Annotated in this window: 18 protein-coding genes; 6 read left to right on the top strand and 12 right to left on the bottom strand. The window is 64.3% G+C overall.

All coding sequences use genetic code 11. The features are described 5' to 3' along the window. Nucleotides 1-52: 52 nt before the first annotated feature. Both KOM00_RS02830 and KOM00_RS02825 read left to right on the top strand, forming a co-directional pair. On the top strand, nt 53-883 hold the full coding sequence (locus tag KOM00_RS02830) for a PstS family phosphate ABC transporter substrate-binding protein (RefSeq protein ID WP_216497322.1): 831 nt from the start codon (nt 53-55) through the stop codon (nt 881-883). Continuing rightward, nucleotides 880-3108 carry a putative bifunctional diguanylate cyclase/phosphodiesterase gene (locus KOM00_RS02825; RefSeq protein WP_216497321.1) on the top strand — a complete coding sequence of 743 codons (2229 nt, stop codon included), beginning with the start codon at nt 880-882 and terminating at the stop codon, nt 3106-3108. The genes KOM00_RS02830 and KOM00_RS02825 overlap by 4 nt, the downstream gene beginning before the upstream one ends. Before the next feature lie 281 nt (nt 3109-3389). Here the strand turns inward: KOM00_RS02825 and KOM00_RS02820 are convergent, their stop codons facing one another. From KOM00_RS02820 to KOM00_RS02795, 6 genes are all read right to left on the bottom strand, one after another. Next, nucleotides 3390-4046, bottom strand: a complete 657-nt coding sequence (locus KOM00_RS02820; protein WP_216497320.1) for a fumarylacetoacetate hydrolase family protein — start codon at nt 4044-4046, stop codon at nt 3390-3392. A 10-nt stretch (nt 4047-4056) separates the two neighbouring features. Continuing rightward, nucleotides 4057-5010: a TIGR01212 family radical SAM protein gene (locus KOM00_RS02815; protein WP_216497318.1), complete on the bottom strand. Its 954-nt coding sequence runs from the start codon at nt 5008-5010 to the stop codon at nt 4057-4059. Next, nucleotides 5011-5670: a thiamine phosphate synthase gene (thiE, locus tag KOM00_RS02810; protein ID WP_216497317.1), complete on the bottom strand. Its 660-nt coding sequence runs from the start codon at nt 5668-5670 to the stop codon at nt 5011-5013. Beyond that, nucleotides 5667-6449, bottom strand: a complete 783-nt coding sequence (locus tag KOM00_RS02805) for a thiazole synthase (RefSeq protein ID WP_216497316.1) — start codon at nt 6447-6449, stop codon at nt 5667-5669. The genes thiE and KOM00_RS02805 overlap by 4 nt, the downstream gene beginning before the upstream one ends. Nucleotides 6450-6552: 103 nt before the next feature. Further along, nucleotides 6553-6762 carry a sulfur carrier protein ThiS gene (gene thiS, locus KOM00_RS02800; RefSeq protein WP_216497315.1) on the bottom strand — a complete coding sequence of 70 codons (210 nt, stop codon included), beginning with the start codon at nt 6760-6762 and terminating at the stop codon, nt 6553-6555. 186 nt (nt 6763-6948) lie between these two features. Further along, complete coding sequence (locus KOM00_RS02795; RefSeq protein ID WP_216497314.1) at nt 6949-8574, bottom strand: sensor histidine kinase; 1626 nt, start codon at nt 8572-8574, stop codon at nt 6949-6951. A 326-nt stretch (nt 8575-8900) separates the two neighbouring features. Here KOM00_RS02795 and KOM00_RS02790 point away from each other — a divergent pair, with 326 nt between their 5' ends. After that, on the top strand, nt 8901-9683 hold the full coding sequence (locus KOM00_RS02790) for an IclR family transcriptional regulator (protein ID WP_183345626.1): 783 nt from the start codon (nt 8901-8903) through the stop codon (nt 9681-9683). 67 nt (nt 9684-9750) lie between these two features. Here the strand turns inward: KOM00_RS02790 and coaE are convergent, their stop codons facing one another. Then, nucleotides 9751-10359 carry a dephospho-CoA kinase gene (gene coaE, locus KOM00_RS02785; protein ID WP_216497313.1) on the bottom strand — a complete coding sequence of 203 codons (609 nt, stop codon included), beginning with the start codon at nt 10357-10359 and terminating at the stop codon, nt 9751-9753. A 16-nt stretch (nt 10360-10375) separates the two neighbouring features. After that, complete coding sequence (locus KOM00_RS02780) at nt 10376-12013, bottom strand: DUF342 domain-containing protein (protein WP_216497312.1); 1638 nt, start codon at nt 12011-12013, stop codon at nt 10376-10378. A gap of 362 nt (nt 12014-12375) precedes the next feature. On the opposite strand from KOM00_RS02780, the gene KOM00_RS02775 reads away from it, so the two are divergent. The 3 genes from KOM00_RS02775 (at nt 12376) to KOM00_RS02765 (ending at nt 17294) form a co-directional block, all read left to right on the top strand. Continuing rightward, nucleotides 12376-14388 carry an FAD-dependent oxidoreductase gene (locus KOM00_RS02775; protein WP_216497311.1) on the top strand — a complete coding sequence of 671 codons (2013 nt, stop codon included), beginning with the start codon at nt 12376-12378 and terminating at the stop codon, nt 14386-14388. A 56-nt stretch (nt 14389-14444) separates the two neighbouring features. Next, on the top strand, nt 14445-16916 hold the full coding sequence (locus KOM00_RS02770; protein ID WP_216497310.1) for a molybdopterin-dependent oxidoreductase: 2472 nt from the start codon (nt 14445-14447) through the stop codon (nt 16914-16916). 141 nt (nt 16917-17057) lie between these two features. Beyond that, nucleotides 17058-17294, top strand: a complete 237-nt coding sequence (locus KOM00_RS02765; protein ID WP_216497309.1) for a hypothetical protein — start codon at nt 17058-17060, stop codon at nt 17292-17294. Nucleotides 17295-17303: 9 nt separating this feature from the next. On the opposite strand, the gene KOM00_RS02760 is transcribed toward KOM00_RS02765, so the two are convergent. From KOM00_RS02760 to KOM00_RS02745, 4 genes are all read right to left on the bottom strand, one after another. Beyond that, nucleotides 17304-17864, bottom strand: a complete 561-nt coding sequence (locus tag KOM00_RS02760) for a menaquinol oxidoreductase (RefSeq protein WP_216497308.1) — start codon at nt 17862-17864, stop codon at nt 17304-17306. A 34-nt stretch (nt 17865-17898) separates the two neighbouring features. After that, nucleotides 17899-18741: a cytochrome C gene (locus KOM00_RS02755; protein ID WP_216497307.1), complete on the bottom strand. Its 843-nt coding sequence runs from the start codon at nt 18739-18741 to the stop codon at nt 17899-17901. A 123-nt stretch (nt 18742-18864) separates the two neighbouring features. Next, on the bottom strand, nt 18865-20220 hold the full coding sequence (locus tag KOM00_RS02750) for a polysulfide reductase NrfD family protein (RefSeq protein ID WP_216497306.1): 1356 nt from the start codon (nt 20218-20220) through the stop codon (nt 18865-18867). Beyond that, entirely contained in the window at nt 20217-21134 is a 918-nt protein-coding gene (locus KOM00_RS02745) for a 4Fe-4S dicluster domain-containing protein (protein ID WP_216497305.1), read from the bottom strand. Before KOM00_RS02745 ends, KOM00_RS02750 begins: the two co-directional genes overlap by 4 nt. Between the last annotated feature and the right edge of the window lie 36 nt (nt 21135-21170).

The following is a 21170-nucleotide window of genomic DNA, read 5'->3' as shown; positions in this document are numbered from 1 at the left end:
CCCCGCGCCCCTCGCAGGTCCCATTCCCATTCTGTTTGACAGGAGAACAACAATGCCGTCTTTCGTCCAGGCAGCATTGGCCGTCGTGGCCGTCCTTTCCCCCCTCGTGTTCCCCCCGGCCTCCTCGGCCGCGGAAACCCTCAGGATCAACGGCACCGGCAGCGGCCTTGTGGTGGTAAAGCCGCTGACGGCGGCATTCCAGAAGGAAAGCCGCGGATGTGTCGTGGTAATGGAGAAGAGCCTCGGGAGCTCCGCCGCCATCAAGGCCGTGTCCAGGAACGCTCTCGATCTCGCCGTTTCCAGCCGGCCGCTGAAACCCGCCGAAAGCGTGGAGGGGCTGGTTCAGCAGGAGTGGGGGCGGACACCAATGGCTGTGCTCGCCAATCGCGGAGTCCGGGCGAGCGGCGTGACGCTGAAGGAACTGGCGGCGATGTACGCCGGCAGCAGCGCCAAGTGGCCCGGAGGAGAGCTGGTCCGGGTGGTGCTGCGTCCGGTCGAGGATACGGACACCAAGCTGACCCGTTCCCTGTCGCCGGAGATGGACCGGGGGGTGGCCGCGGCGCACGCGCGCAAGGACATGCTCGTGGGCATAACCGATAACGAGACCTTCGACTCCGTCAAGAAGACGGAAGGGGCCGTAGCCGTGATGGCACTGACGCTGGCGCTTTCCGAGCCGAACGCGGTGAGCGTCCTGAAGCTGGACGGGGTGCAGCCGAGCGTCGCCACCCTCGCCACCGGGAGGTACCGCCACCTCAAGGAGATGTACCTGGTCACCCGCAAGGACGCCCCCGCCTCGGTCACTAAATTCATCAAGTTCCTCTACTCGAAGAAGGGGCGCGCCGTCGCCGCCAAGCACGGACTCCTCATCACCGAGGCGAAATGATCGAACACAGCCGCTCCATACGCCGCAGCACCACCATCACCGCGGGGATCCTCTCCGCCGTGCTGACGATGGTGCCGCCCGCGATCTACTTCGTGATGGCCTTCTCGCACATGACCGGGGTCATCGAAACGGAGGGGGAGATCAACGCGCGCGTCGTGGGCACCTTGGTGGTGGCGAACCCGAAGATGTGGGAGTTCGAAGAGCTGCGCCTGAAGGAGCTCCTGGCGCGCCGCTCGACGCAGACCACGGAACGGCGGGTACTCTACAACCTGAAAGGGGAGGTGGTCGCGGAGAGCTCGGACAAGGTGCTGCCGCCGATTCTTTCCAAATCCTTCCCGGTCCACGACGCCGGGCACCGGGTGGCCGTCCTTGTGGTCTCTCGCTCGCTGGCCCCGACCCTCATGGTGACCGCGCTCTTGCTCTGCCTGGGGGCGATCGGCGCGGGCTTCACCTTCTTCCGGCTGCGCACCGTGCCGCTTAGGGCCATCGAGAATGCCTACCGCAGCCTTAAACAGAGCGAGGAAAAGTACCGTTCGGTCTACGAGTCGCTCAAAGAGGGGCTGGCACTTTACCGGATCGTCGCGGGAGACGGGGGCGAGGCAGACCTGGTTCTGGCGGACACCAACCCTGCGGCCGCGTCGGTGTTCGGCTTCGGACGGGACGACATCGGCAAGAGCATCCGCCAGTTGCAGGGGGGGCTTTTCGCCCCGGTGCGGGGGGCTGTCCAAGGGGCGCTGCAGGGGGAGGTGAGCCTGGAGCTGGAACAGGAAGGGACGGGACGGGTATTCACCGTGAACACCTTTCCCATGGGTGAGGGGATGGTGGCGACCCTTTTGGAGGACGTCACCGAGAAAAAGCGCAGTGCGGAACAGCTTGAGACCCTGGCCTACTATGACAGCCTGACCGGGCTGTTGAACCGCCGCATGCTGCTGGACCGGATGGAGCATACCATCGACGTGGCGCAGCGCGAGGGGCTCAAGATGGCCACCCTCTTCTTCGATCTCAACGGCTTCAAGCCTATCAACGACACCCTCGGTCACGAGGCGGGGGACCAGATACTGATCGAGGTGGCCCGCCGCCTGAAAAACTCGGTGCGCAAGAAGGACACCCTGGCGCGGCTTGGGGGGGACGAGTTCGTGGTGGTGGCGACCCTGGACAAGGAGGAGAATGCAAGCTGTATCGCGCAAAACCTGCTCAGGCGCCTCACCCCGGTCTACGAGGTCAGCGGCAGGGAAGTCTACGTTGGGGCGAGCATCGGCGTATCAGTTTACCCCGACGACGGCACTTCCCCGGAAAACCTTCTGAAGAACGCCGACATCGCCATGTACAACGCCAAAAAACGGCCGGACGTGGAGTTCTGTTTCTACAGCGCCCAGATGAACCAGAAGCTGCAGGACCGCATGCGGCTCGAATTCGACCTCTGGATGGCCCTGGACCGCGATGAGTTTTTCCTGGAGTACCAGCCCATCGTGGACGCCCGCAGCGGGCGGATCGCCGCGGTGGAGGCGCTGGTGCGCTGGATGAGCCCGGAAAAGGGGAGGGTGATGCCGGATGCCTTCATCCCGATGGCCGAAGAGACCGGCATCATCATTCCCCTGGGAGGTTGGGTGCTGAACACCGCCTGTCTCAAGTTGCGGCAATGGCAGGAGGCGGGGTGCCGGCCGTTGAGGATGTCGGTCAACATCTCGGGGCGCCAGTTTGTGCGCGGGGACCTGTGCCGCACCGTCGAGGAGGTGGTGGAGCAGAGCGGGGTGGACCCGGCACTGCTGGAGCTGGAGCTCACCGAGACCTGCCTCATCAAGAACGTCGACGAAACCATCGCCAAGCTCTGCCGCCTGAAGGGGCTCAACGTCTCCATCGGCATCGACGACTTCGGCACCGGCTATTCGTCGCTGCAGTACCTGAAAAACTTCCCCATCGACCACCTGAAGATCGACCGCGCCTTCATCAAGAACGTCTGCGAGCTCCCCGACGAGCGCGCCATCGTGGACGCCATCATCGGGATCGCCAAGGCGATGGAACTCCACGTCATCGCGGAAGGGGTGGAAAGCCGGGAACAGGCGGAATACCTGGCGCAGCGCGGCTGCGACGAGCTGCAGGGGTATTACTACCACCGCCCGCTCTCCGAGGAGCGTCTGCTCGAGGTGCTCCGGGAGGAGCGGATGCGGGAGGAGGCCGGATCGGTCTGGACGGGGGGCGCCGGGGCACCGGCGGTGCCGGTCTGAACCGGCCGGGGGGGGGACGGAAAAAGGGGGCTCGTTCGAGCCCCCTTTCTTCTTTCCCGGCAGCGATGATCTTCCGCTGCACCCTCTCCCGAGAGGAGAGGGGCCTTTCTTTAACTGCAGCCGCACCCTTTGGAGTTGTCTCCGCTCAGGGGAAGCTTCTTGCCACACTTCTGGCACCGCCAGAAGAGGCCACCTCAACCCGGCATCAGGATCATGAGCCCCTGGCAATCCGGGCAGCTTTTCTCGTTCGTCATTGGCAAACCTCCTTATGGTCTGGACTGCTAGCGTACCGAAACGGCGATGTTCCCCACCCCGGCGATCTCGGCGACCACGCGGTCGCCGCTTTTGATCGGGCCGACCCCCGCCGGCGTGCCGGTCAGCACCAGGTCCCCCGGCTCCAGCGTGAAGATGGAGGAAAGGTAGGCCAACAGCTCGGGGATGCGGTGGATCATGAGCTCGGTGCCGCCGTCCTGGCGTTTCTCGCCGTTCACGGTGAGCGTGATGCGCAGCTGGTGCGGGTCGGCCACCTGCTCCGCCGGGACGAAGGGGGAGAGGGGGCAGGCGGTGTCGAACCCCTTGGCGATGTCCCAGGGAAGCCCCTTCTTCTTGAGCTCCGCCTGCACGTCCCGCAGGGTCAGGTCGATGGCGACGGCGTACCCCGCGACGTGGGAGAGTGCCTGCTCGGGGGGGATGTTGCTCCCTTTCCTGCCGATCAGAAGCGCCAGCTCCGCCTCGTGGTGGCAGTCGCTTGAGTAGGAGGGGATCACCACCTCCTCGCCGGCGCCGATCACGCAGGTGGCGGGCTTGGTGAAGATCACCGGGCGCTCCGGTACCTCGTTGCCCAGTTCCTTTATGTGGTCCGCGTAGTTGCGCCCGATGCAGAGGATCTTGCCGATCCTCACCGGTTCCGCGCTTCCGACCAGTTGTGCCGTCTTCATGGTTCTCCTCTCAGGCCGCCCTGACCTCGCTGGCGAGCCGGCATCCCTGCCAGCTGCCGCGCCTTCTCAGCTCGTTGATCACGGCGTACCACATCTGGTTGTTCTTCAGGTTCCAGTTCGGCGCGACCCGGATGGAAAGGGGGGCCGAGCCGTAGAGCCGCTGCACCGTGACCCGCGCCGGGAGTTCCTCCAGGAAGTCGCAGGCGGTCGCCACGTACTCGTCGATGCCGATCGGCTGCCAGCTCCCGTCCCGGTACATCTGGGCGAGCCTTGTGTTCTCCACCGCGTGCAGCTGGTGCAGCTTGACCGAGTTGACGGGGAGCCCGGCGATGAGACGCGCAGTCTTCAAAAAGCCGCTCCTGGTCTCCCCGGGGAAGCCGTAGATCAGGTGGGTGCAGATATCCAGGCCGCGGCCGGAGAGCCGCTGCACCGCGTCGAGGTACTCGGCCAGGGTGTGGCCGCGGTTGATCCGGGTGAGGATGGCGTCGTCCATGGACTGCAGGCCGAGCTCCACGCAGACGTAGTGCTCGCGCGCGAGGTCGGTCAAAAGCTCGATGGCGGCGGGGGTGAGCGAATCGGGACGGGTGCCGACCGAGATCCCCAGGACGTCGGGGTGGGCCAGGGCACGCCGGTACAGATCCGCAAGCTTCTCCACCGGGCCGTAGGTGTTGGTGTACTTCTGGAAGTAGACGATGAACTTGTCGCTGGAGAGGCGGCTGCGGTGGTACTCCATCCCGGCGGCCATCTGCTCCTCGATCGGGATCAGGGGCTGGGTCTCCTTGGGGGAGAAGGAGCTGTTGTCGCAGTAGATGCATCCGCCGGTGCCGCGGCTGCCGTCGCGGTTGGGGCAGGTGAAGCCCCCGTCCACGTTCACCTTGCTGACGCGGCAGCCGAAGCGGCGCCTCAAGTAGGAACCGTAGGAGTTGATGCGAAGCTCGCTATGGATGGTTGTGCCGGCAGTCATCTAGTCGTTGTGCTCCTCGAGCGGGTGGAGCAGGGCCAGGAGCTTCTTGGCCGCGTCGCGCGGGTCCGCCGCGGAAAGGATGGCCGAGATGAGGGCGATGCCGCGCGCCTCACCAGCGACAGTCTCGGCGCAGTTCTCGAGGTTCACCCCCCCCAGCGCGAACACCGGGATCTGCAGCATCTGCGCCACCTTGTTCAGTTTGTCCAGCCCCACCGGCTCGCCGTACTCGGCCTTGCTGGGGGTGTAGTAGACCGGGCCGAAGGTGATGAAGTCGGCCCCCATCTCCTGGGCCGTGATGGCCTGGGTCTGGTTGTGGCAGGAGACCCCGATCAGCTTGCGCTCACCCAGGAGCCTGCGCACCTTGTAAAGCGGCAGGCTGGAGCTGCCGATGTGGACCCCGTCGGCGTCCACCGCCAGCGCCACGTCGACGCGGTCGTTCACGAAGAGCCTGGCGCCGTAGCGCGAGGTGAGGCGGCGCAGCTCCTGGGCCGTCTCGTAGAGCTCCTTGGTGCTGCTCCCCTTGTCCCTGAGCTGCACGGCGCGCACTCCCCCCCTGAGCGCCTCCTCTACCACGAACTCCAGGTTGCGCCCGAGGGTCTCGCCGCGCCCGGTGATCAGGTAGAGGTTGAAGTCTATCCAGGGGGAGTCGAGCCCTTTCACGCGATGAGACCCGCCAGGGGGGAGGAGGCGCTGGCGTAGAGCTTCCTCGGGATGCGCCCGGCGCGGTAGGCGAGCCTTCCCGCCCTGACCGCGAGGTTCATCGCCTCGGCCATGGCGACCGGGTCCTGGGCGCCGGCGATCGCGGTGTTCATGAGGACGCCGTCGCAGCCAAGCTCCATGGCGATGGCCGCATCGGAGGCTGTGCCCACGCCGGCGTCCACGATCACCGGGACCTTGACCGTCTCCAGGATGATCTGGATGTTGTACGGGTTGCGGATGCCAAGGCCGGAGCCGATCGGAGCGCCCAGCGGCATCACCGCGGCGCAACCCATGTCCTCAAGCTTCTTGCAGATGATCGGGTCGTCGCTTGTGTAGGGGAGCACGGTGAACCCTTCCGCGATGAGCACCTTGGCCGCCTTCAGGAGTTCCTCGTTGTTGGGGAAGAGCGTCTTCTCGTCCCCGAGCACCTCGAGTTTCACGAAGTCGGAGAGCCCCGCCTCGCGGGCGAGCCGACAGGTGCGGATGGCGTCCTCGGCGTTGTAGCAGCCGGCGGTGTTGGGGAGCAGTGTATATTTCTTCAGGTCGATGTGGTCTAAAAGGGATTCCTTGCTCCGGTCCGAGATGTTCACCCTTCTCACCGCCACGGTGATGATCTGGGCGCCGGACACCTCGATGGCGCGCACCATCTGCTGGAAATCGGCGTACTTGCCGGTCCCCACCATGAGGCGGGAGTCGAATTCGCGTCCTGCGATGACGAGCTTGTCGTTTGTTACGGGCATCACTGTTCTCCAATCGGTAGCGACTTGTCTAGATGGTCGGCCCGGCTGCTGCGGGGCCTCAAGGTGAGCGGGAGACGGGCCGGCGGCCCGCCGCGGGAGCCGCCTAGCCGCGGCCGGCGCCCCCTCCCACGAAATGGACGATCTCCAGGGCATCCCCCTCCTTGAGCAGGGTGGTCTCGTACTGCGCCTTGGGAAGGATGTCCAGGTTCAGCTCGACCGCGACGCGGCGCGGGTCGATGCCGAGGGAGACCAGGTACTGCTGAACCGTGAGGGGATCGATCGATACGGCTTCGCCGTTGGTGGTGATGTTCACTGCTGCTCCGGTACTGCGTGACGTTGGGGCCGGCCATGCCGGGGTGCGGCGCGAGCCGGGCGTGGCCCGAACGTAAACTAACAATACGGCCCCCCGCTGTCAATCGTTTTCTTCCGCGCAGTTGCGCCCGGTGCGGGGCGCCGGGAGGGTGAGCGTCGAGGGGAAAAGCCCGTATTGTATACGGCTTCAGGCCGTCTCCGGCCCGGCCGGAAGCCCGGCGCCCTTCGGATCCGGAAGGGGGGGGAGGGGGGCGTCCGCTTGCGGGACCGGGAGCAGGATGGTGAAGGTGGTGCCGGCACCTTCCTCGCTTTGCACCTCGATGCGCCCGCCGTGCTCCTGGATGATGCCGTAGGAGACGGAGAGCCCGAGGCCGGTCCCCTTGTTGGATTTGGTGGTGAAGAAGGGGTCGAAGATGCGGCCCAGGTTGGCCTCGGGGATGCCGCAGCCGTTGTCGCTGATCCTGATGAAGGCCAGTTCCTGCACCGGGTCGACGCCGGTCACCACCATGACCATCCCTTCGCCGCGCAGGGCGTGCCCCGCGTTGACCAGCATGTTCACCAGTACCTGCTCGATCTGGTTCGGGTCGAGCAAAAGCGCCGGGATCCGGCCCGAGTAGTTGCGGGCGATGGTGACGTCCTGGAACAATATCTGGTGCCTGACCAGCTCGAGGGCCGCGTCGGAGATCTCGTTCAGCGAGCAGGGGGTCTTCTGCGGCGGCGCGCAGCGGGCGAACTCCAAAAGCCCCTTGACGATGCCGGCGCAGCGCTTTGTTTCCCTGAGCACCGTCTCTATGTCGTTCTTCAGGACCGGGTCGAGCCTTGGGTTGCTCTGGATCAGGGAGGCGAAGACCAGGATGCCGGTGAGCGGGTTGTTGATCTCGTGGGCGATGCCGGCCACGAGCTCCCCCAGCGAGGCGAGCTTCTCGGAGCGGATCAACTGCGCCTGCATCCGGGTGATCTCCTGGGTCCTTTGCTGCACCATCTGCTCGAGGTCGCGTCCCCATCCCTCCAGCTCCTGCCGGGCCTTCTTCAGGTTGAGGGTCATGGTGTTGAAGGAGTCGGCCAGTTCCCCCATCTCGTCGTTGGCGAAACTGTGCACCAGCCCGTCCAACTCCCCCCGCGACAGCATCTGGGTGTGCTCCAACAGTTCACGCACCGGGCGGTTCACCAGTTTCTGGGTGAAGAAGGTAAGGCTCAGCGAGGTGAGGGTGATGAGGAGCAGGGTCAGGAACAGCATCCGGCCGCGGTAGGCATCCAACAGGGAGTGCATCCGGTCCAGCGGGACCACCACGTCCAGCACGCCGAGCACCTTGAACTTCTCGGGGTGGAAGTGACAGCTCGCGGTGTAGCAGCTCTCCTCGTTGTAGATGGCGTTGGTGATACCGAGGAACTCGGCGCCGGAACTGCCATAGAAGCGGCGGCTGCGGTTCTTTGAGGAGGCGGTGAGCAGGAGTTCGGGGCCGCCGTGGCAGACCGCGCAGATCTCGGAGTGTTTGCCGAGCACCGTCCCGGTCTCGGAGTCGTCCGTGGAAAAGATGATGCGCCCGGTCTTGTTGATGAGCCGGATCCGCTCCACCCCCTGCTGGTTGCCGATCTCCTCGATGGTCTTGTAGAAGAGGGGACGGTCGTCCCGGAGCATCTGGTTATGGGTGGTGCGGATGATGGTCTCGGTGATGCGGTCGGCCTCCGAGATCGCCTCCTGCAGCAGCAGCCCCTTGAGGCTCCTCAGGTTCAGGTAGGCGAACAGGGCCATGGTGCACAAAAGCACCAGCCCGGAGGCCAGGGCAAGTTTGGAAATCAGGTTGAGGCGCACGGTCGCTCTCCGCCGATTTGCCGGCGCCGATGCCCAGGCGCCAGACCGTCAAGATCGCATCGCTGCGAACGTCTTGTTGCTTGACATTTCTAGAACATAATTCTATATTTTGCGTGTATGACACTATCCGGAGTCGCATCCTGCCGACTTTACCAGTGGAAGCTGTTTTACCGCACCTCTTGCGGGGCGGCTTCCGGGGAGAAGCGGTAGGGCGAGTTTAAACACATTAAAAGGGTTTATCAAGCGATTAATTTTCTTGACACGGCTTGTCAAATGGCCTAGTTAATATTGTTTGAAATTTTTCCTGATATTCATAGGTGCAGCCAATGGCGAAAAAAGAGAAATCTGAGTACATCATTCAGGCCGTCTCCCACGCACTCGACCTCCTGGAACAGTTCCATGACGAGGTGGACGAACTGGGTGTGACCGAGCTGAGCAAGAGGCTGAAGCTTCACAAGAACAACGTTTTCCGCCTTCTGGCTACCCTGGAGTCGCGGAACTACATAGAGCAGAACAAGGTAACGGAGAACTACCGGCTTGGGCTCAAGACCCTGGAGCTGGGGCAGACCTTCATCAAGCAGATGGGTCTTCTGCGCCAGTCCCGCCCGGTGCTCGAGGCGCTGGTCAAGGAGTGCAACGAGACCACCTACGTCGCCATCCTCAAGGAGTTCCACATCGTCTACCTGGACGTGGTGGAAACCGACCTGACCGTCAGGGTCGTGCCGCGCGTGGGTGCCCGTCTGCCGGCCTACTGCACCGCAGCCGGCAAGGTCCAGATCGCCTACATGACCGACGAGGAGCTGGAGAACTACCTCCCCACCAAGGAAATGAAGCGCTACACCCCGAAGACGGTCACCGACCGCGAGGAGCTGAAGAAGCACCTCAAGGTGATCGCCGAGCAGGGGTACGCCATCGACGACGAGGAGATGGATGTCGGCGTGAAGTGCGTGGGCGCCCCGATCCGCGACTACACCCGCCGCATCATCGGCGCGGTGAGCATCTCCGGCCCCTCGATGCGCTTCACCGACGAGCGCCTGGAGAAGGAACTGATCCCGCTGGTGATCCGCTCCGGCGAGGAGATCTCCCACAAGCTGGGGTACCACAAATAGCAAAAAAGGAAGGCCCCCGCCGCAAGCGGGGGCCTTTTTCGTCGTACCTCTTCGCTTTCGTCCCGGCTCACCCCTTGGTCCGGTCCGCTATCTCCTCGCGCCACAGCTTGAGCACCTGCGCCTCCAGCTCATCCCTGCTGCCGCGGTTGTCGATGACGATCCTCCCCAGCTTTTTCTTTTCTTCCATCGGCATCTGCGACGCTATCCGCGAGAGGGCCGCCTCCCGCGAGAGGCCGTCGCGCGCCATCAGGCGTGCCAGCTGGGTCTCCTGGTCCAGGTAGACCACCCATACCTCGTGGACCCGCGAGGTGATTCCCGCCTCGAAGAGCAGCGGGGCCACGTAGAAGGCGGTGCCGGTCCCCGCCTCCCTGAGCCGCTGCAGTTTCTCCTCCGCCCGTTTCCTGATGGCGGGATGGGTGATCCCCTCCAGGATGCGCCGCGCCGACGGGTCGGCGAACACGATCTCCCCCAGGGTGGCGCGGTTCAGGGTGCCGTCGGGGTTGAGCACCTTGTCCCCGAAGCTCGCCACGATCTGCGCCAGGGCCTCCTCGCCCGGCTGCACTACCTCCCGCGCCAGTTGGTCGGCGTCGACAACTGCCGCTCCCAGCTTTTCGAAGAGGTGCGCCGCGCTGGTCTTGCCCGATGCGATCCCCCCGGTGAGTCCTATGATGCGCATGCCGCTCCCTTGCTGCTCAGTATGCTATCCCCTGTTCGCCCAGGGTGAAGGTCGGGTTGGTCAGGTCCTCCTCGACGAGGAGGGTGCTGGAGCCGATCCTGATCTGCGCGCCCAGGAAAGCGTCGCGCTCCACCTCCACCCTGGCCTGGGCATTGATCTCCAGCCGTTTCTGCAGACGTTTCTTCTCGCCGGTGAGTTCGGCCAGCTCCCCCTGGCACTTGGTGTAGATGCGCTGCTTCAGGTTCAAAAGCCCGGCCTCCATGCTGCCGGGGTTCTCCTTGACGTAGGCGAGGGTCTTGGTGAGCTCGTCCAGTTGGCGCTGCTTCTCGGCCAGGTTTTCCTGTACCGTCTCCAGCTTGCGGTTTAGGGCGGGGTCGACCCCCACCTCGATGACGGTGGGGACCCCGGCGTGGGAGCCGATCACCACGGCGTGCACCAGCGAGACGGCGCGGCAGACGCCGCCGATGATGTGCCCTTTGCGCCCCCCCGTCTCCCCGACGAGGATGCTTCCCCCCGAGGTGAGCTCGCTCTGCATGGCGAGCTCCCGGATCACTATGTCCCCGCCGGCGCTGATGGCGGCGTTCTCGGCGAACTGCACCGTTACGCCCCCCCCCGCCTCCAGCTGGGCCATCTCCTGGCGGCTCACCATCGTCCCGGGCTGTACTGCCTTGCCGTGACCGATAACCCCACCCTGGATCATGATGTTTCCCCCCGCCTTGACCCGGGCTGCCTCCACGACCCCCCCAACGGTGATGTCCTCGGTGGCGGTGACCTCCATCCCCTCGCAGACGTCGCCGGAGATCTCCAGCGATCCCTTGAAGTGAAGGTTGCCGGTGGAGAGGTCGACCCGCTTCAGCTTGAACACGGGCTCAACGATGACGCCGTGCGGCACGATGACCGGGTAGCCGGAGATGGCAGCGACCAGGAGGTCGCAGTCGGTGAGGTCGCAGGCGATGCCGGTAAGGTTCTCCGCGAAGGGGATGTCGACCCCGTCACTGGTGGGGAGCTCCACCCCCAAGAGGTTTACCCCGGGGACGCCGGTGGTGGGGTGGGTGCGCCGCAAGAGCGGGTCCCCGAGGCTCACGCTGACGATGTCGCCCAGGTTGCGGTAGTCGGCCGTGTCGTCGTCTGAGAGCTGCGGCATCTGGGTGGCCATCTCGGGGATCAGGCTGATGAACTGGCTGTCCTCCCCCGGGAGCGGCGCGGTCCCCTGGGCGATCACAAGCTTGCTCGCCTGGCCCGCCTGGACCGCGGCTTCGATCTCGTCGTACAGGATGCCGCAGACCACCCCGGCGCGGGAGAGCGCCTGTTCCACCTCCTCGCGGGTGATCCTGCGCCCGCCGAAGGCCGGCTGGATGCTCAGGGTGGCGCTCATCATGTCGTCGGAGAGCTGCAGGGCGAGGGTGGCGTCGCGCCGCTCGCCGATCTGCAGCGTGAAGGCGGCCGGGGAGACGGCGCAGCGCTGCAGCAGCTGCTCCAGGGCGTCCTGGGAGACGAAGAGTTCGCCGTATCCCAGCGCCTCGATCGCCTCGCGCAGCTGCCCTGCGTCCAGGACGCGCCGCTGGGTGACCGGGGTGTACTGCGCCAACAGGGACATCTGGTCCGGGCTCAGTTGCAGCTTCAATCCGGTGCCGTCGAGAATGTCGGTCTCCATGACCCCTCCGGTGACGCCCACAGGGTCTTCATGGGCGCTTCCAGATTAAGTATCGGCGTCTCCAGCGAAAAGTTAAATTCTTTAAGGGGGGCGCCGCGCCGTGCCGGGGGCGATGTTAGGACCTAACGGCGACAAAAACAACCATTAATTGCAGCTATGGCAACGAGCGTCCGGCGCCGCGATCGGCACTTGTCGTATACGGCCTACCACAGCGATAATCCGTATGATTTTTCGCTTGATTAGAGCTGAGTGATGTGGTAAAAACTGGATACTGTATACAATGTGCACCGGACAATTTACTTAATAAATGTAAATATTTAGCCGATAATGCGGCCAATTTTACAGCTATTTCGGAGGCCTAAGTGGCAGAGGTAGTTTTTTCCAGCTGGGGCAGAAACATAGTTGATAACCGCAAGGGGGGCGAGAAGAAGGATGTCTCCTTCAAACTGCCCGCCACCTACGACGGAGAGCGGCCGCTTTCGGCTTTCCTCGGCTGGGATGGCATCATTTTGTACAACAAGGATGTCGACATCCCTGCCATGGTCGCCGAGTACATGAAGCGGGTGCAGACCAAGTACGTCTGCGGCAAGTGCACCCCGGGCAAGAAGGGGACCCGTGTCATCATGGACGCCCTCTCCGGGATCATGGAGGGGCGCGGCAAGGAAGAGGATCTCGAGACCATCCTCGACGTCGGGAGCGTGCTGTCGCACTGCAAGTGCACCCTCTGCCCGAGTTCTGCGGTACCGGTCATCGACGCGGTCACCCACTTCCGCGATGCCTTCGTGAACTACATCCGCGGCGCCAAGAGCCTCTCCTCGGAATTCCGCTACATCGAGAAGTACACCGCGCCCTGCATGGACAAGTGCCCGGCACACATCGATATCCCCGCCTACATCGAGTCGGTGAAGGATTACCGTTTCGGCGATTCGCTGGAGACCATCCGCGAGTCGATGCCGCTCCCCTCGGTCTGCGGCCGCGTCTGCCCGCACCCGTGTGAGACCGCCTGCCGCAGGAAGAACGTGGACGAGTCGATCAACATCATGGTGCTCAAACGCAGCGCCTCCGACTACGAATGGCAGCACGGCCACCTCCCGCCCATGGCTCCCAAGGCGAAGCAGTCCAAGAAGGTCGCCGTGGTGGGCGCGGGTCCGGCCGGTCTCGCCGCCGCCTATTACCTGGCCCTGGAAGGGTACCCGGTCACCATCTACGAAGCGCTTCCCTTGGGCGGCGGCATGGTCGCCGTGGGCATCCCCCCCTACCGCCAGCCGCGCCACCTGCTGCAGCGCGACATCGACATCATCCAGGGACTGGGCGTCGAGATCATCTACAACACCCGGGTGGGCAAGGACATCACCCTCGACGAGCTGAGGCAGAAATTCGACTCAGTGCTCCTCGCGCCGGGCGCGCACCGCTCCAAGCCGATGGGTGTCGAGGGGGAGGACAAGGGGTACAAGGGCTTCCTGACCGGCGGCATCGACTTCCTGAGAAACGTGTACCTGGGCCTTCCCACCGGGATGGGCAAGAAAGTCTTCGTGGTCGGCGGCGGCAACACCGCTATCGACTGCGTCAGGGTTGCGCTGCGCGAGGGGGCCGAGGAGAGCGTGCTGGTCTACCGCCGCTCCCGCAACGAGATGCCGGCCGACGTCTGGGAGGTCGACGGGGCGGACGAGGAAGGGGTACGCTTCGAGTTCCAGGTGCTCCCGACCAAGGTCATCGCCAACGAGAACAACGAGGTCACCGGGGTCGAGCTGATCAGGATGGCACTCGGCGAGCCGGACGCCTCCGGGCGCCGCCGTCCGGAACCGGTGCCGGGCTCCGAGTTCATCATCGAGTGCGACACCATCATCCCGGCCATCGGCCAGGACGCCGACCTCTCCTTCATCCCGGCCGACGCGGGGATCGACACCACCAAGTGGAGCACCATCGTCACCAAGTACGTGCCGCTCAAGGGGCACGACGGCAAGGACCTGAAGGACGGCATGGGCAACATGCTCTCCAGGACCCTGATCACCGACTGCGACGGCGTCTTCGCCTCGGGCGACGCCGAGATCGGCCCGCTCACCGTCGTGGCCTGCGTCGGCAACGGCCACCGTGCCGCCAAGGTGATCCAGCGCTACCTGGAAGGAAAGGGCGTCGACCTCACCGACGACGAGCGGATGGAGGACATCCTCACCTACTTCGGCGTCTACGACAAGAACGAGAACGTGCAGTGGCTGGACGGCGCCTCGCGCGAGCACCAGAAGGAGGTGCACGGCAAGGAGAGGGCGAGCTACAAGAACTACTGCGAGGTGGAGTTGGGCTACGCCAACAGCCAGGCGGTGCGGGAGGCCGAGAGGTGCCTGCGCTGCTACCGGGTCGCCATGGTGGCCGTCTAGGGGCGGCAGCGCCCGGACCTATTGCAATTCATCACACCGAATACTGAGGTTTTTATATGGTCAGCTTAACCATTGATGGCAAAAGCGTGCAGGTCGAGAAAGGTACCACCATACTGGAGGCCGCAGCCACGGTAGGGATCACCATCCCGACGCTGTGCTGGCTCAAGAAGGTCTCCCCCACCGGCGCCTGCCGCGTCTGCGCGGTGGAGGTGGCGGGTGTGGAGCGTACCATGACCGCCTGCAACACGCCGGTCAAGGAGGGGATCGAGGTCACCACGGACACGCCGGCCCTGAGGGAAGCCCGCCGCAAGATCATGGAGCTCATGCTGGTGAACCACCCGCTGGACTGCCCGGTCTGCGACGCCGGCGGCGAGTGCGACCTGCAGGATTCCTGCTACGCGCTGAACGCGACCAAGCAGGATTACTCGGCGATCCTGGAGCGCAAGGCGATCCGCTACGACTGGCCGCTCATCGAAAGCGACCCCAACCGCTGCATCCTGTGCGAGAAGTGCGTGAAGGTGGACCACGAGATCGTCGGTTGCGACGCCATCGAGGTGGTCAACAAGGGTGAGGACGCCATCATCGACACGGTGGACGGCAAGCCGCTCAACTGCGAGTTCTGCGGCAACTGCGTCGCGGCCTGCCCGACCGGCGCGCTGATCACCAAGCCCTTCAAGTTCAAGGGGCGTCCCTGGACCTTCAACCGCATCCCCAGCGTCTGCGCCTTCTGCGGCGCAGGCTGCCAGATCGAGTACCACGCCAAGGAGGGCCGCGTTGAGCGGGTCACCAGCGAGGACGACAGCTACAACAACGGCAACCTCTGCATCAACGGCCGCTTCGGCTACCGCTACCTGCACTCCCTGGAGCGGCTCGCCGATCCGCTTTTGCGCGGCGACTCCGGGGCGCTCGCCAAGACCGACTGGGATACCGCCCTTTCCGCCGCGGCCGCGAAGCTCAAGGAGATCGTGGCGCGCGACGGCGGCAAGGCCGTGGCGGGGATCGGGTCCCCGAGGGTGACCAACGAGGAGAGCTTCCTGTTCCAGAAACTCTTCCGCGAGGCGCTCGGGAGCTCCAACCTCGACTCCGAGGCCGGGCTTGGCTTCGCGCAAGCCCAGGCCCAGATGCTCAGGCGCTTCGGCTTCACCGGGGCCAGCAAACAGCTGGACGCCCTGGACGAGGCCCAGGCCATCCTGGTCTTTGGCTGTGACCTGAACGCCGAGGCGACCGGCGCCGAATACCGCGTCATCAAGGCAGCCACCAAGAAGGACGCACGTCTCGTGCTGGTGAACATGCGCGACGTGAAACTCAGGAAGTTCTCCAACGCGCACCTGAAGCACCTCCCCGGCGCCGAACTCCAGGTCATCTACGCACTGATGAAGGGGCTCATCGAGGCGGGGGTAGCGCTTCCGGCCGGGGCCGAGGGTATCAAGGAAGGGCTCGCCCAGCTCTCCATGGACGAGCTCTGCCAGCAGGCCGGGGTCACCGTGGCCGCGGTCGAGAACGCGGTGCGGCAGCTCGCCGGCATGAGCCGCGTGGCCATCGTCTTCGGCGCCGACCTGATCAGGAGCGCCGACGCCTCCGGGAAGATCGCGGCCCTGGCCGACCTCGCCGTCATCACCGGCTCGGCAAGCGAGCAGGGGGGAGGCATCTTCCCGATCGACGCCAAGAACAACACCGTGGGCATGCTGGACATGGGGGTCGCCCCGGGCGGCGACGGCAAGGACATCTGGGGCATCGTGGAGGGGATCGAGAAGGGGAGCATCAAGGCCCTTTACCTCCTGGGTTGCGACCTGTCCGGCCTCCCGGACAACCAGCGCATCCGCAAGGCGCTCGGCAAACTGGAACTCTTGGTGGTGCAGGACGTCTTCCAGGGGGACTCCCTCGACTACGCCCACGTCGTGCTCCCGGCAGGTGCCGCCGCCGAGAAGAGCGGTTCCTTCACCTCCCTGGACAACCGGGTACAGGCCATCTTCAAGGCCGTCGACGCCCCTGGCCAGGCCAGGGAAGACTGGGCCATCCTGGCCGATCTCTACGGCAGGCTGACCGACAACGCCCAGGCGATCACCCCGGCCGGCCTCATGGCGGAGATCAAGGGCTCGGCCAAGGGGTACCAGCCCTTCGACGGCTCCCGCAACGGCGTCATCAAGGGTGGGAGCGCCGCCAGAACCGACGCCCCCCTGGCGCCGGTCGCCAAGCCCGCGGCACCCGCCCAGGCGAAGTTCCAGCTCCTGGTCGGCCCCATCGGGTTCCATAACGGCACCTCCACCACCCGCTCCGACGCCAACCTCGACGTGGCGCCTGCCGGTTTCGTGGAACTTCACCCCTCCGATGCGGCGGCACTCGGGATCGCCGAAGGGGCGAGCGTGAAGCTCAGCTCCGGCAACGGCGCCCTTACCGCTGCGGCGAAGATCAGCGCGAAGCTGCAGCCGGGGCTCCTCTTCGCCCCCTCGCACTTCCGCGACCTGAACGCCAACGCGTTGCTCAAGGGGAACTGCAACCTGGTGGAAGTGAAGGTTGAAAAAGCGTAACCCGCCGTGACGGCGTGACTGACGAAGGGGCCCCGTCCGATGGTACGGGGCCTTTTTTTTATGGCGGCCCGGCGCGTATGATGCTAGTCTTCGGGCTCAGTGGCGGTCCGATAGCCAGCTGTTTCTCAAGGGGAGATGCCCATGGACGACAAACTTGCTCAGATAGCGGCACTGGCGGGAAAGAACGACAAGATCGCCGAGAAATTGGAGCAGATGCTCACCGGCCCCAACGACCGTGCCTACATGGTCTGCAGCTACGAAGACTGCAAGCTGCACGAGAAGGGACGCTGCACTATCTACACGGTGCTGGACGTGCCGCGCATGAAGACCGGGCAGCCCTGCAGCAGCTACGAGAAGCTGAGCGCGGCGGAGAACTGAGGCGGGAGGTCAGTCGTAGAGGGACTCTTCGTCTTCTTCAGGGGGCATCCTGCCGTTTCGCTCCAAGAAGGCGAGCTGTTCGCTGCGCTTGCCGATCTGGTCGCTGCAGAAGGTCCAGATCCGGTAGCTTTCCAGGCAGAGGATGGTGAAGCCGGCACCGAAGACGGCCCAGTAGTTGTCCTGGAGCGCCTCGGCGAAGTAGTAGAAGAGGTAGAAGCCGGCCAGGTAGCCGACGTGGCAGAAGCTGCTTGGATGGCGCACGCCGCCCATCATGCGGGAGAGGCTCAGTATGATGGCGGAGAAGGTGTAGAGCACCAGCACCAGGCTGATCATGAGGGGCTTGGGCGCCGCCCCCAGTGTCGCCACCACCTCCTGCGGCCTGGGGAGGAACCAGAAGTCGCGCCAGGCGGCGGTGCTCAGGAGCAGGAACAGGGAAAGCGCCCAAAGTCCCCGGTTGGAGAACCGTTTCAGGCGCCCTATCTCGTCCAGAAGTCCCTGGCGCAACTCCCCCTGCGCGTCACGCGCCCGTTCCCCCATGGTCCCCGTCTTGTTGTTTTCCGCCTGCTCCATCGATCGCTCGCTTACTTTCAGCCGCAGAAATGGTTCACTTGTGTTGGCAGACGGGACCTTTCTCCGTCGTCTGAAATGGCTTTTGCTCAATTTCGTTTAATTTGGCTCTGATAAAGTAGTAAGATTGGGCGATCTTGTCAAGCTCATAGGGAAGATTCGGCGGCCGAGACGTGCCGTTTCCTTCCTGGCCCCTCTCAGTATACTCCTGCAGTTTCCTCATCGGAACCAGCACGATCATCTTTAGCAGCGTGATTACGCCTGCGATAGTGAGGAACAGGGTCAGGATAGAGAAGATCAGCATCTGCATCCGGATCAGCGCCAGTGAGTGCAGGGTCGCCTCCTGTGACAGTCCGATGTCCAGCGTTCCGAGTACCCGCTGCTCGGCGGGGTGGAAGTGGCAGGCGGCGTTGGCGCATTCGGGCTCGTTGTAGATCGGCGCGGTGATGGCCAGGATCTCCTCCCCGGCGGTGTTCTTGAAGGTGCGCGCTTTCTGCATGGTCCCAAGCGTGGTGACCGGCGCCGCCTTCTCATGGCAGACCACGCACCCCTCCGCCTTCTTGTCCACCTGGCGGTTCACCTCCTCGGGTTTCGAGGAGAATGCCACCACCCCCTTCTTGTTGAAGATGCGCACGTGCTGCACGCCGTTTTGGGCGCTGATGTTGCGGATGATGGCGCTGTTCAGCTCCGAGTCCGACTTCATCATGGCGTAACGGGTGGACTTCAGCACGACGCCGGCCAGGTTGTTCGCCTGAGTGATGGAATCGCGGATCACCACCTGCTTGATGGCCGCGTAGAGGAGCACGAAGCAGACCACCAGAAATCCGGTAACCACTATCCCTACGGGAACCAAGGCCCTTCCTGCGATCTTGTCGAACATGGCTCCATCTCCAATCTGGGTCGCCGGCTTGCTGCCGCCGTCAGCCCTGCTATTGCCGCACGTACCTCTTAGCCTGCCGGGCGCCGGCCTGAGACCGGCGCCCCATCCGACATCCTTTCCCCATCAGTCCAGCTTGGTCATGCGGCTGTAGCTCGCCACCGGTACGGTGCTCGCCTCGCGCCGGCCCCGCGCCGCTGCAGGCACCGCCTCGGGCACGGTCTCCTCCTGCTCCTGCCGGCGCCACTTGTACAGGATCGGGAGCCGGTACAGGATGAAGCGGTAAACCACGATGTAGGTGGCGAAGATGGTCAGGCTGATGATCACCTCGCGCCAGGGCGGGATCTCGCGGTGCGGCAGTTTCCAGTTGAAGGTGATCATGGCGGTGTTGACCCGGTTCAGCACCACGCCGAACACGGTCATGAAGGCGCCGATGCGGACGATGGCCATCTTCCTCGTGTGCACGCCGTAGGTCATCAGGGTGAGCGGCAGCATGAAGCCGACGATGATCTCGAACATGAACCACTGCCCCCAGCCGGTGTCCAGGTAGGCCCACTTGTTGTCGTGCGCGATGCCGATCAGCTTGATGGTGATGTAGGTGGCGATCCCCATGCAGGCGCCCTTGGCGAGCGACACGGTCACCTTGTCCAGTTTCTCGTGGAAGCGGCTGTCGCCGCGCCATGCCATGGTCTTGGCCACGATGGTGCTCACCGTGATCACCATGCACAGGCCGCCAGGCAGCGAGGAGACGAAGAAGTGCAGCCACTGGAACGAAGAGGAGTACCAAAGCGGGTGCACCTTGCCCGGCGCGTAGGTGAAGAGCGCACCCAGCGCCCCCTGGTGCAGGGTCGACAGGATGATGCCGGAAACGGTGAGTCCCAGGGTAATCTTGCGGATGGCGCGCTTGCCGGCAGGGAAGCCGATCCACTCGAAGAAGGCGGTCGACACCTCGGCCACCTGCACCGAGAGGTAGGTGGCGACGTGCCAGGCGACCAGGAACAGGACCGCGGCCGGGCCGAAGGAGACCACCATCGGGTAGGGGAGGCGCCAGGGTTGGCCAAGGTCCGCCAGGAGGTACATGACCGCGAAGAAGTAGCCCAACAGGCCGTTCAGAAGCGCCAGGCGCTCGATCGGCTCCAGGTCGTGCCTGCCGAAGATCTCGCAGGCGGTCCCCAGCTGGAAGCCCGAGGAGGAGAGCGGCACCATGGCGAAGAGGCCGAAACCGAGGAACAGCCCCCAGGGGTAGTCGTTGGAGCCGCTGGTGGCCCAGGCCAACCCGAAGAAGAACCGGCCGATCAGGATCGGGATGCCGATGGCGAAGATCGCCGCCAGGATCCAGTTGAAGGGGTTCCGGAAGGCCTGCAGCAGGTACTGGCTCGGGGTGAGCCCCAAGAGGAGCTTGTTGACCAGCGTGCGCTTCTTGCCTTCATCGTCGTAGGGTGAGTCCACTATTGCCAAACCGTGCTGGATCATTTTTTTCATGGCTTGGTATCCTCCTGGTTGGAATCGGTATCATGCCCATGCTCACCGTGCTCCTGGTTCTTGCAGAGCAGGTGGATGCCGGAGAACAGCGCCGGCCAGATGGAAAGCACCATCGGCACCATGCCGAGGAAATCCTTCACGTTGGAGATGATGGGATCGTTTGACAGCGTGGTGTCGAAGCCCAGCTTGTCGAACCCGACCGGGGCCAGGTAGAGCCAGCTGGTCCCGCCGACCTCCTTCTCGCCGTAGACGTGGTCCACGTAGCGGTCGGGAGTGGCACGGATGCGCTCGTGCGCCAGTTTGATCAGGTCGGCGCGGTGCCCGAAGGTGAGCGCCTCCTGGGGGCAGATCTCGACGCATGCCGGGGGCCTGCCGTACTTGAGCCTGGTGTCGTAGCACAGGATGCATTTCTTGACGACCGGGTTGGTCGCGCTGTCGTAGTCGTAGCCCGGTGCGTTGAACGGGCAGGCGATCATGCAGTTGCGGCAGCCGACGCAGACCTTGGAGTTGTAGATCACCGCCCCTTCCTGGGTTTTCGTATAGGCGTTCACGAAGCAGGAGGTGAGGCAGGCGGGCTCGTTGCAGTGGTTGCACTGCACCTTGCGGTACACGGGTCCCGACGGTTGCTCCTTCTGGTAGCGGTTCACCACCGTGTAGGCCTTCGCGGTCGGGCGCCGGTCGTGTTCGAATACCGACGGATCGTCGAAGGAGGTATCCGGTTCCGGCAGTTTCTGTTCCTTATTGCAGGCAGCCTCGCAGCTGCGGCAGCCGATGCAGCGGGTGGTGTCGACCAGGACGCCCATGGCTTCGGGGTATCCCTCAAAGGAACCGCTGGCATAACCCTTGTTGGTCTTGCCCAGCGCTATCGTGGTCCCGCCTATCAGGCACGCCTTCAGGAAGTTTCTTCGTTTCATCAGCGTTCCTCCTCAATTCATGATGAGCTGCTGTAG

The organism is Geomonas diazotrophica (genome assembly GCF_018919385.1).
GTDB lineage: Bacteria > Desulfobacterota > Desulfuromonadia > Geobacterales > Geobacteraceae > Geomonas > Geomonas diazotrophica.
The sequence above is the reverse complement of the archived record's forward strand: the minus strand, read 5'-3'. Positions and strand labels throughout refer to the sequence as shown.

Bases quoted from the DNA above. Each gene is read 5' to 3' on its own strand.
- KOM00_RS02770 (WP_216497310.1), top strand. From the start codon at position 14,445: ATGGTCAGCTTAACCATTGATGGCAAAAGCGTGCAGGTCGAGAAAGGT.
- KOM00_RS02750 (WP_216497306.1), bottom strand. From the start codon at position 20,220: ATGAAAAAAATGATCCAGCACGGTTTGGCAATAGTGGACTCACCCTAC.
- KOM00_RS02790 (WP_183345626.1), top strand. From the start codon at position 8,901: ATGGCGAAAAAAGAGAAATCTGAGTACATCATTCAGGCCGTCTCCCAC.
- coaE (WP_216497313.1), bottom strand. From the start codon at position 10,359: ATGCGCATCATAGGACTCACCGGGGGGATCGCATCGGGCAAGACCAGC.
- KOM00_RS02825 (WP_216497321.1), top strand. From the start codon at position 880: ATGATCGAACACAGCCGCTCCATACGCCGCAGCACCACCATCACCGCG.
- KOM00_RS02745 (WP_216497305.1), bottom strand. From the start codon at position 21,134: ATGAAACGAAGAAACTTCCTGAAGGCGTGCCTGATAGGCGGGACCACG.
- KOM00_RS02780 (WP_216497312.1), bottom strand. From the start codon at position 12,013: ATGGAGACCGACATTCTCGACGGCACCGGATTGAAGCTGCAACTGAGC.
- KOM00_RS02755 (WP_216497307.1), bottom strand. From the start codon at position 18,741: ATGTTCGACAAGATCGCAGGAAGGGCCTTGGTTCCCGTAGGGATAGTG.
- KOM00_RS02820 (WP_216497320.1), bottom strand. From the start codon at position 4,046: ATGAAGACGGCACAACTGGTCGGAAGCGCGGAACCGGTGAGGATCGGC.
- KOM00_RS02765 (WP_216497309.1), top strand. From the start codon at position 17,058: ATGGACGACAAACTTGCTCAGATAGCGGCACTGGCGGGAAAGAACGAC.
- KOM00_RS02805 (WP_216497316.1), bottom strand. From the start codon at position 6,449: ATGCCCGTAACAAACGACAAGCTCGTCATCGCAGGACGCGAATTCGAC.
- KOM00_RS02760 (WP_216497308.1), bottom strand. From the start codon at position 17,864: ATGGAGCAGGCGGAAAACAACAAGACGGGGACCATGGGGGAACGGGCG.
- KOM00_RS02830 (WP_216497322.1), top strand. From the start codon at position 53: ATGCCGTCTTTCGTCCAGGCAGCATTGGCCGTCGTGGCCGTCCTTTCC.
- KOM00_RS02815 (WP_216497318.1), bottom strand. From the start codon at position 5,010: ATGACTGCCGGCACAACCATCCATAGCGAGCTTCGCATCAACTCCTAC.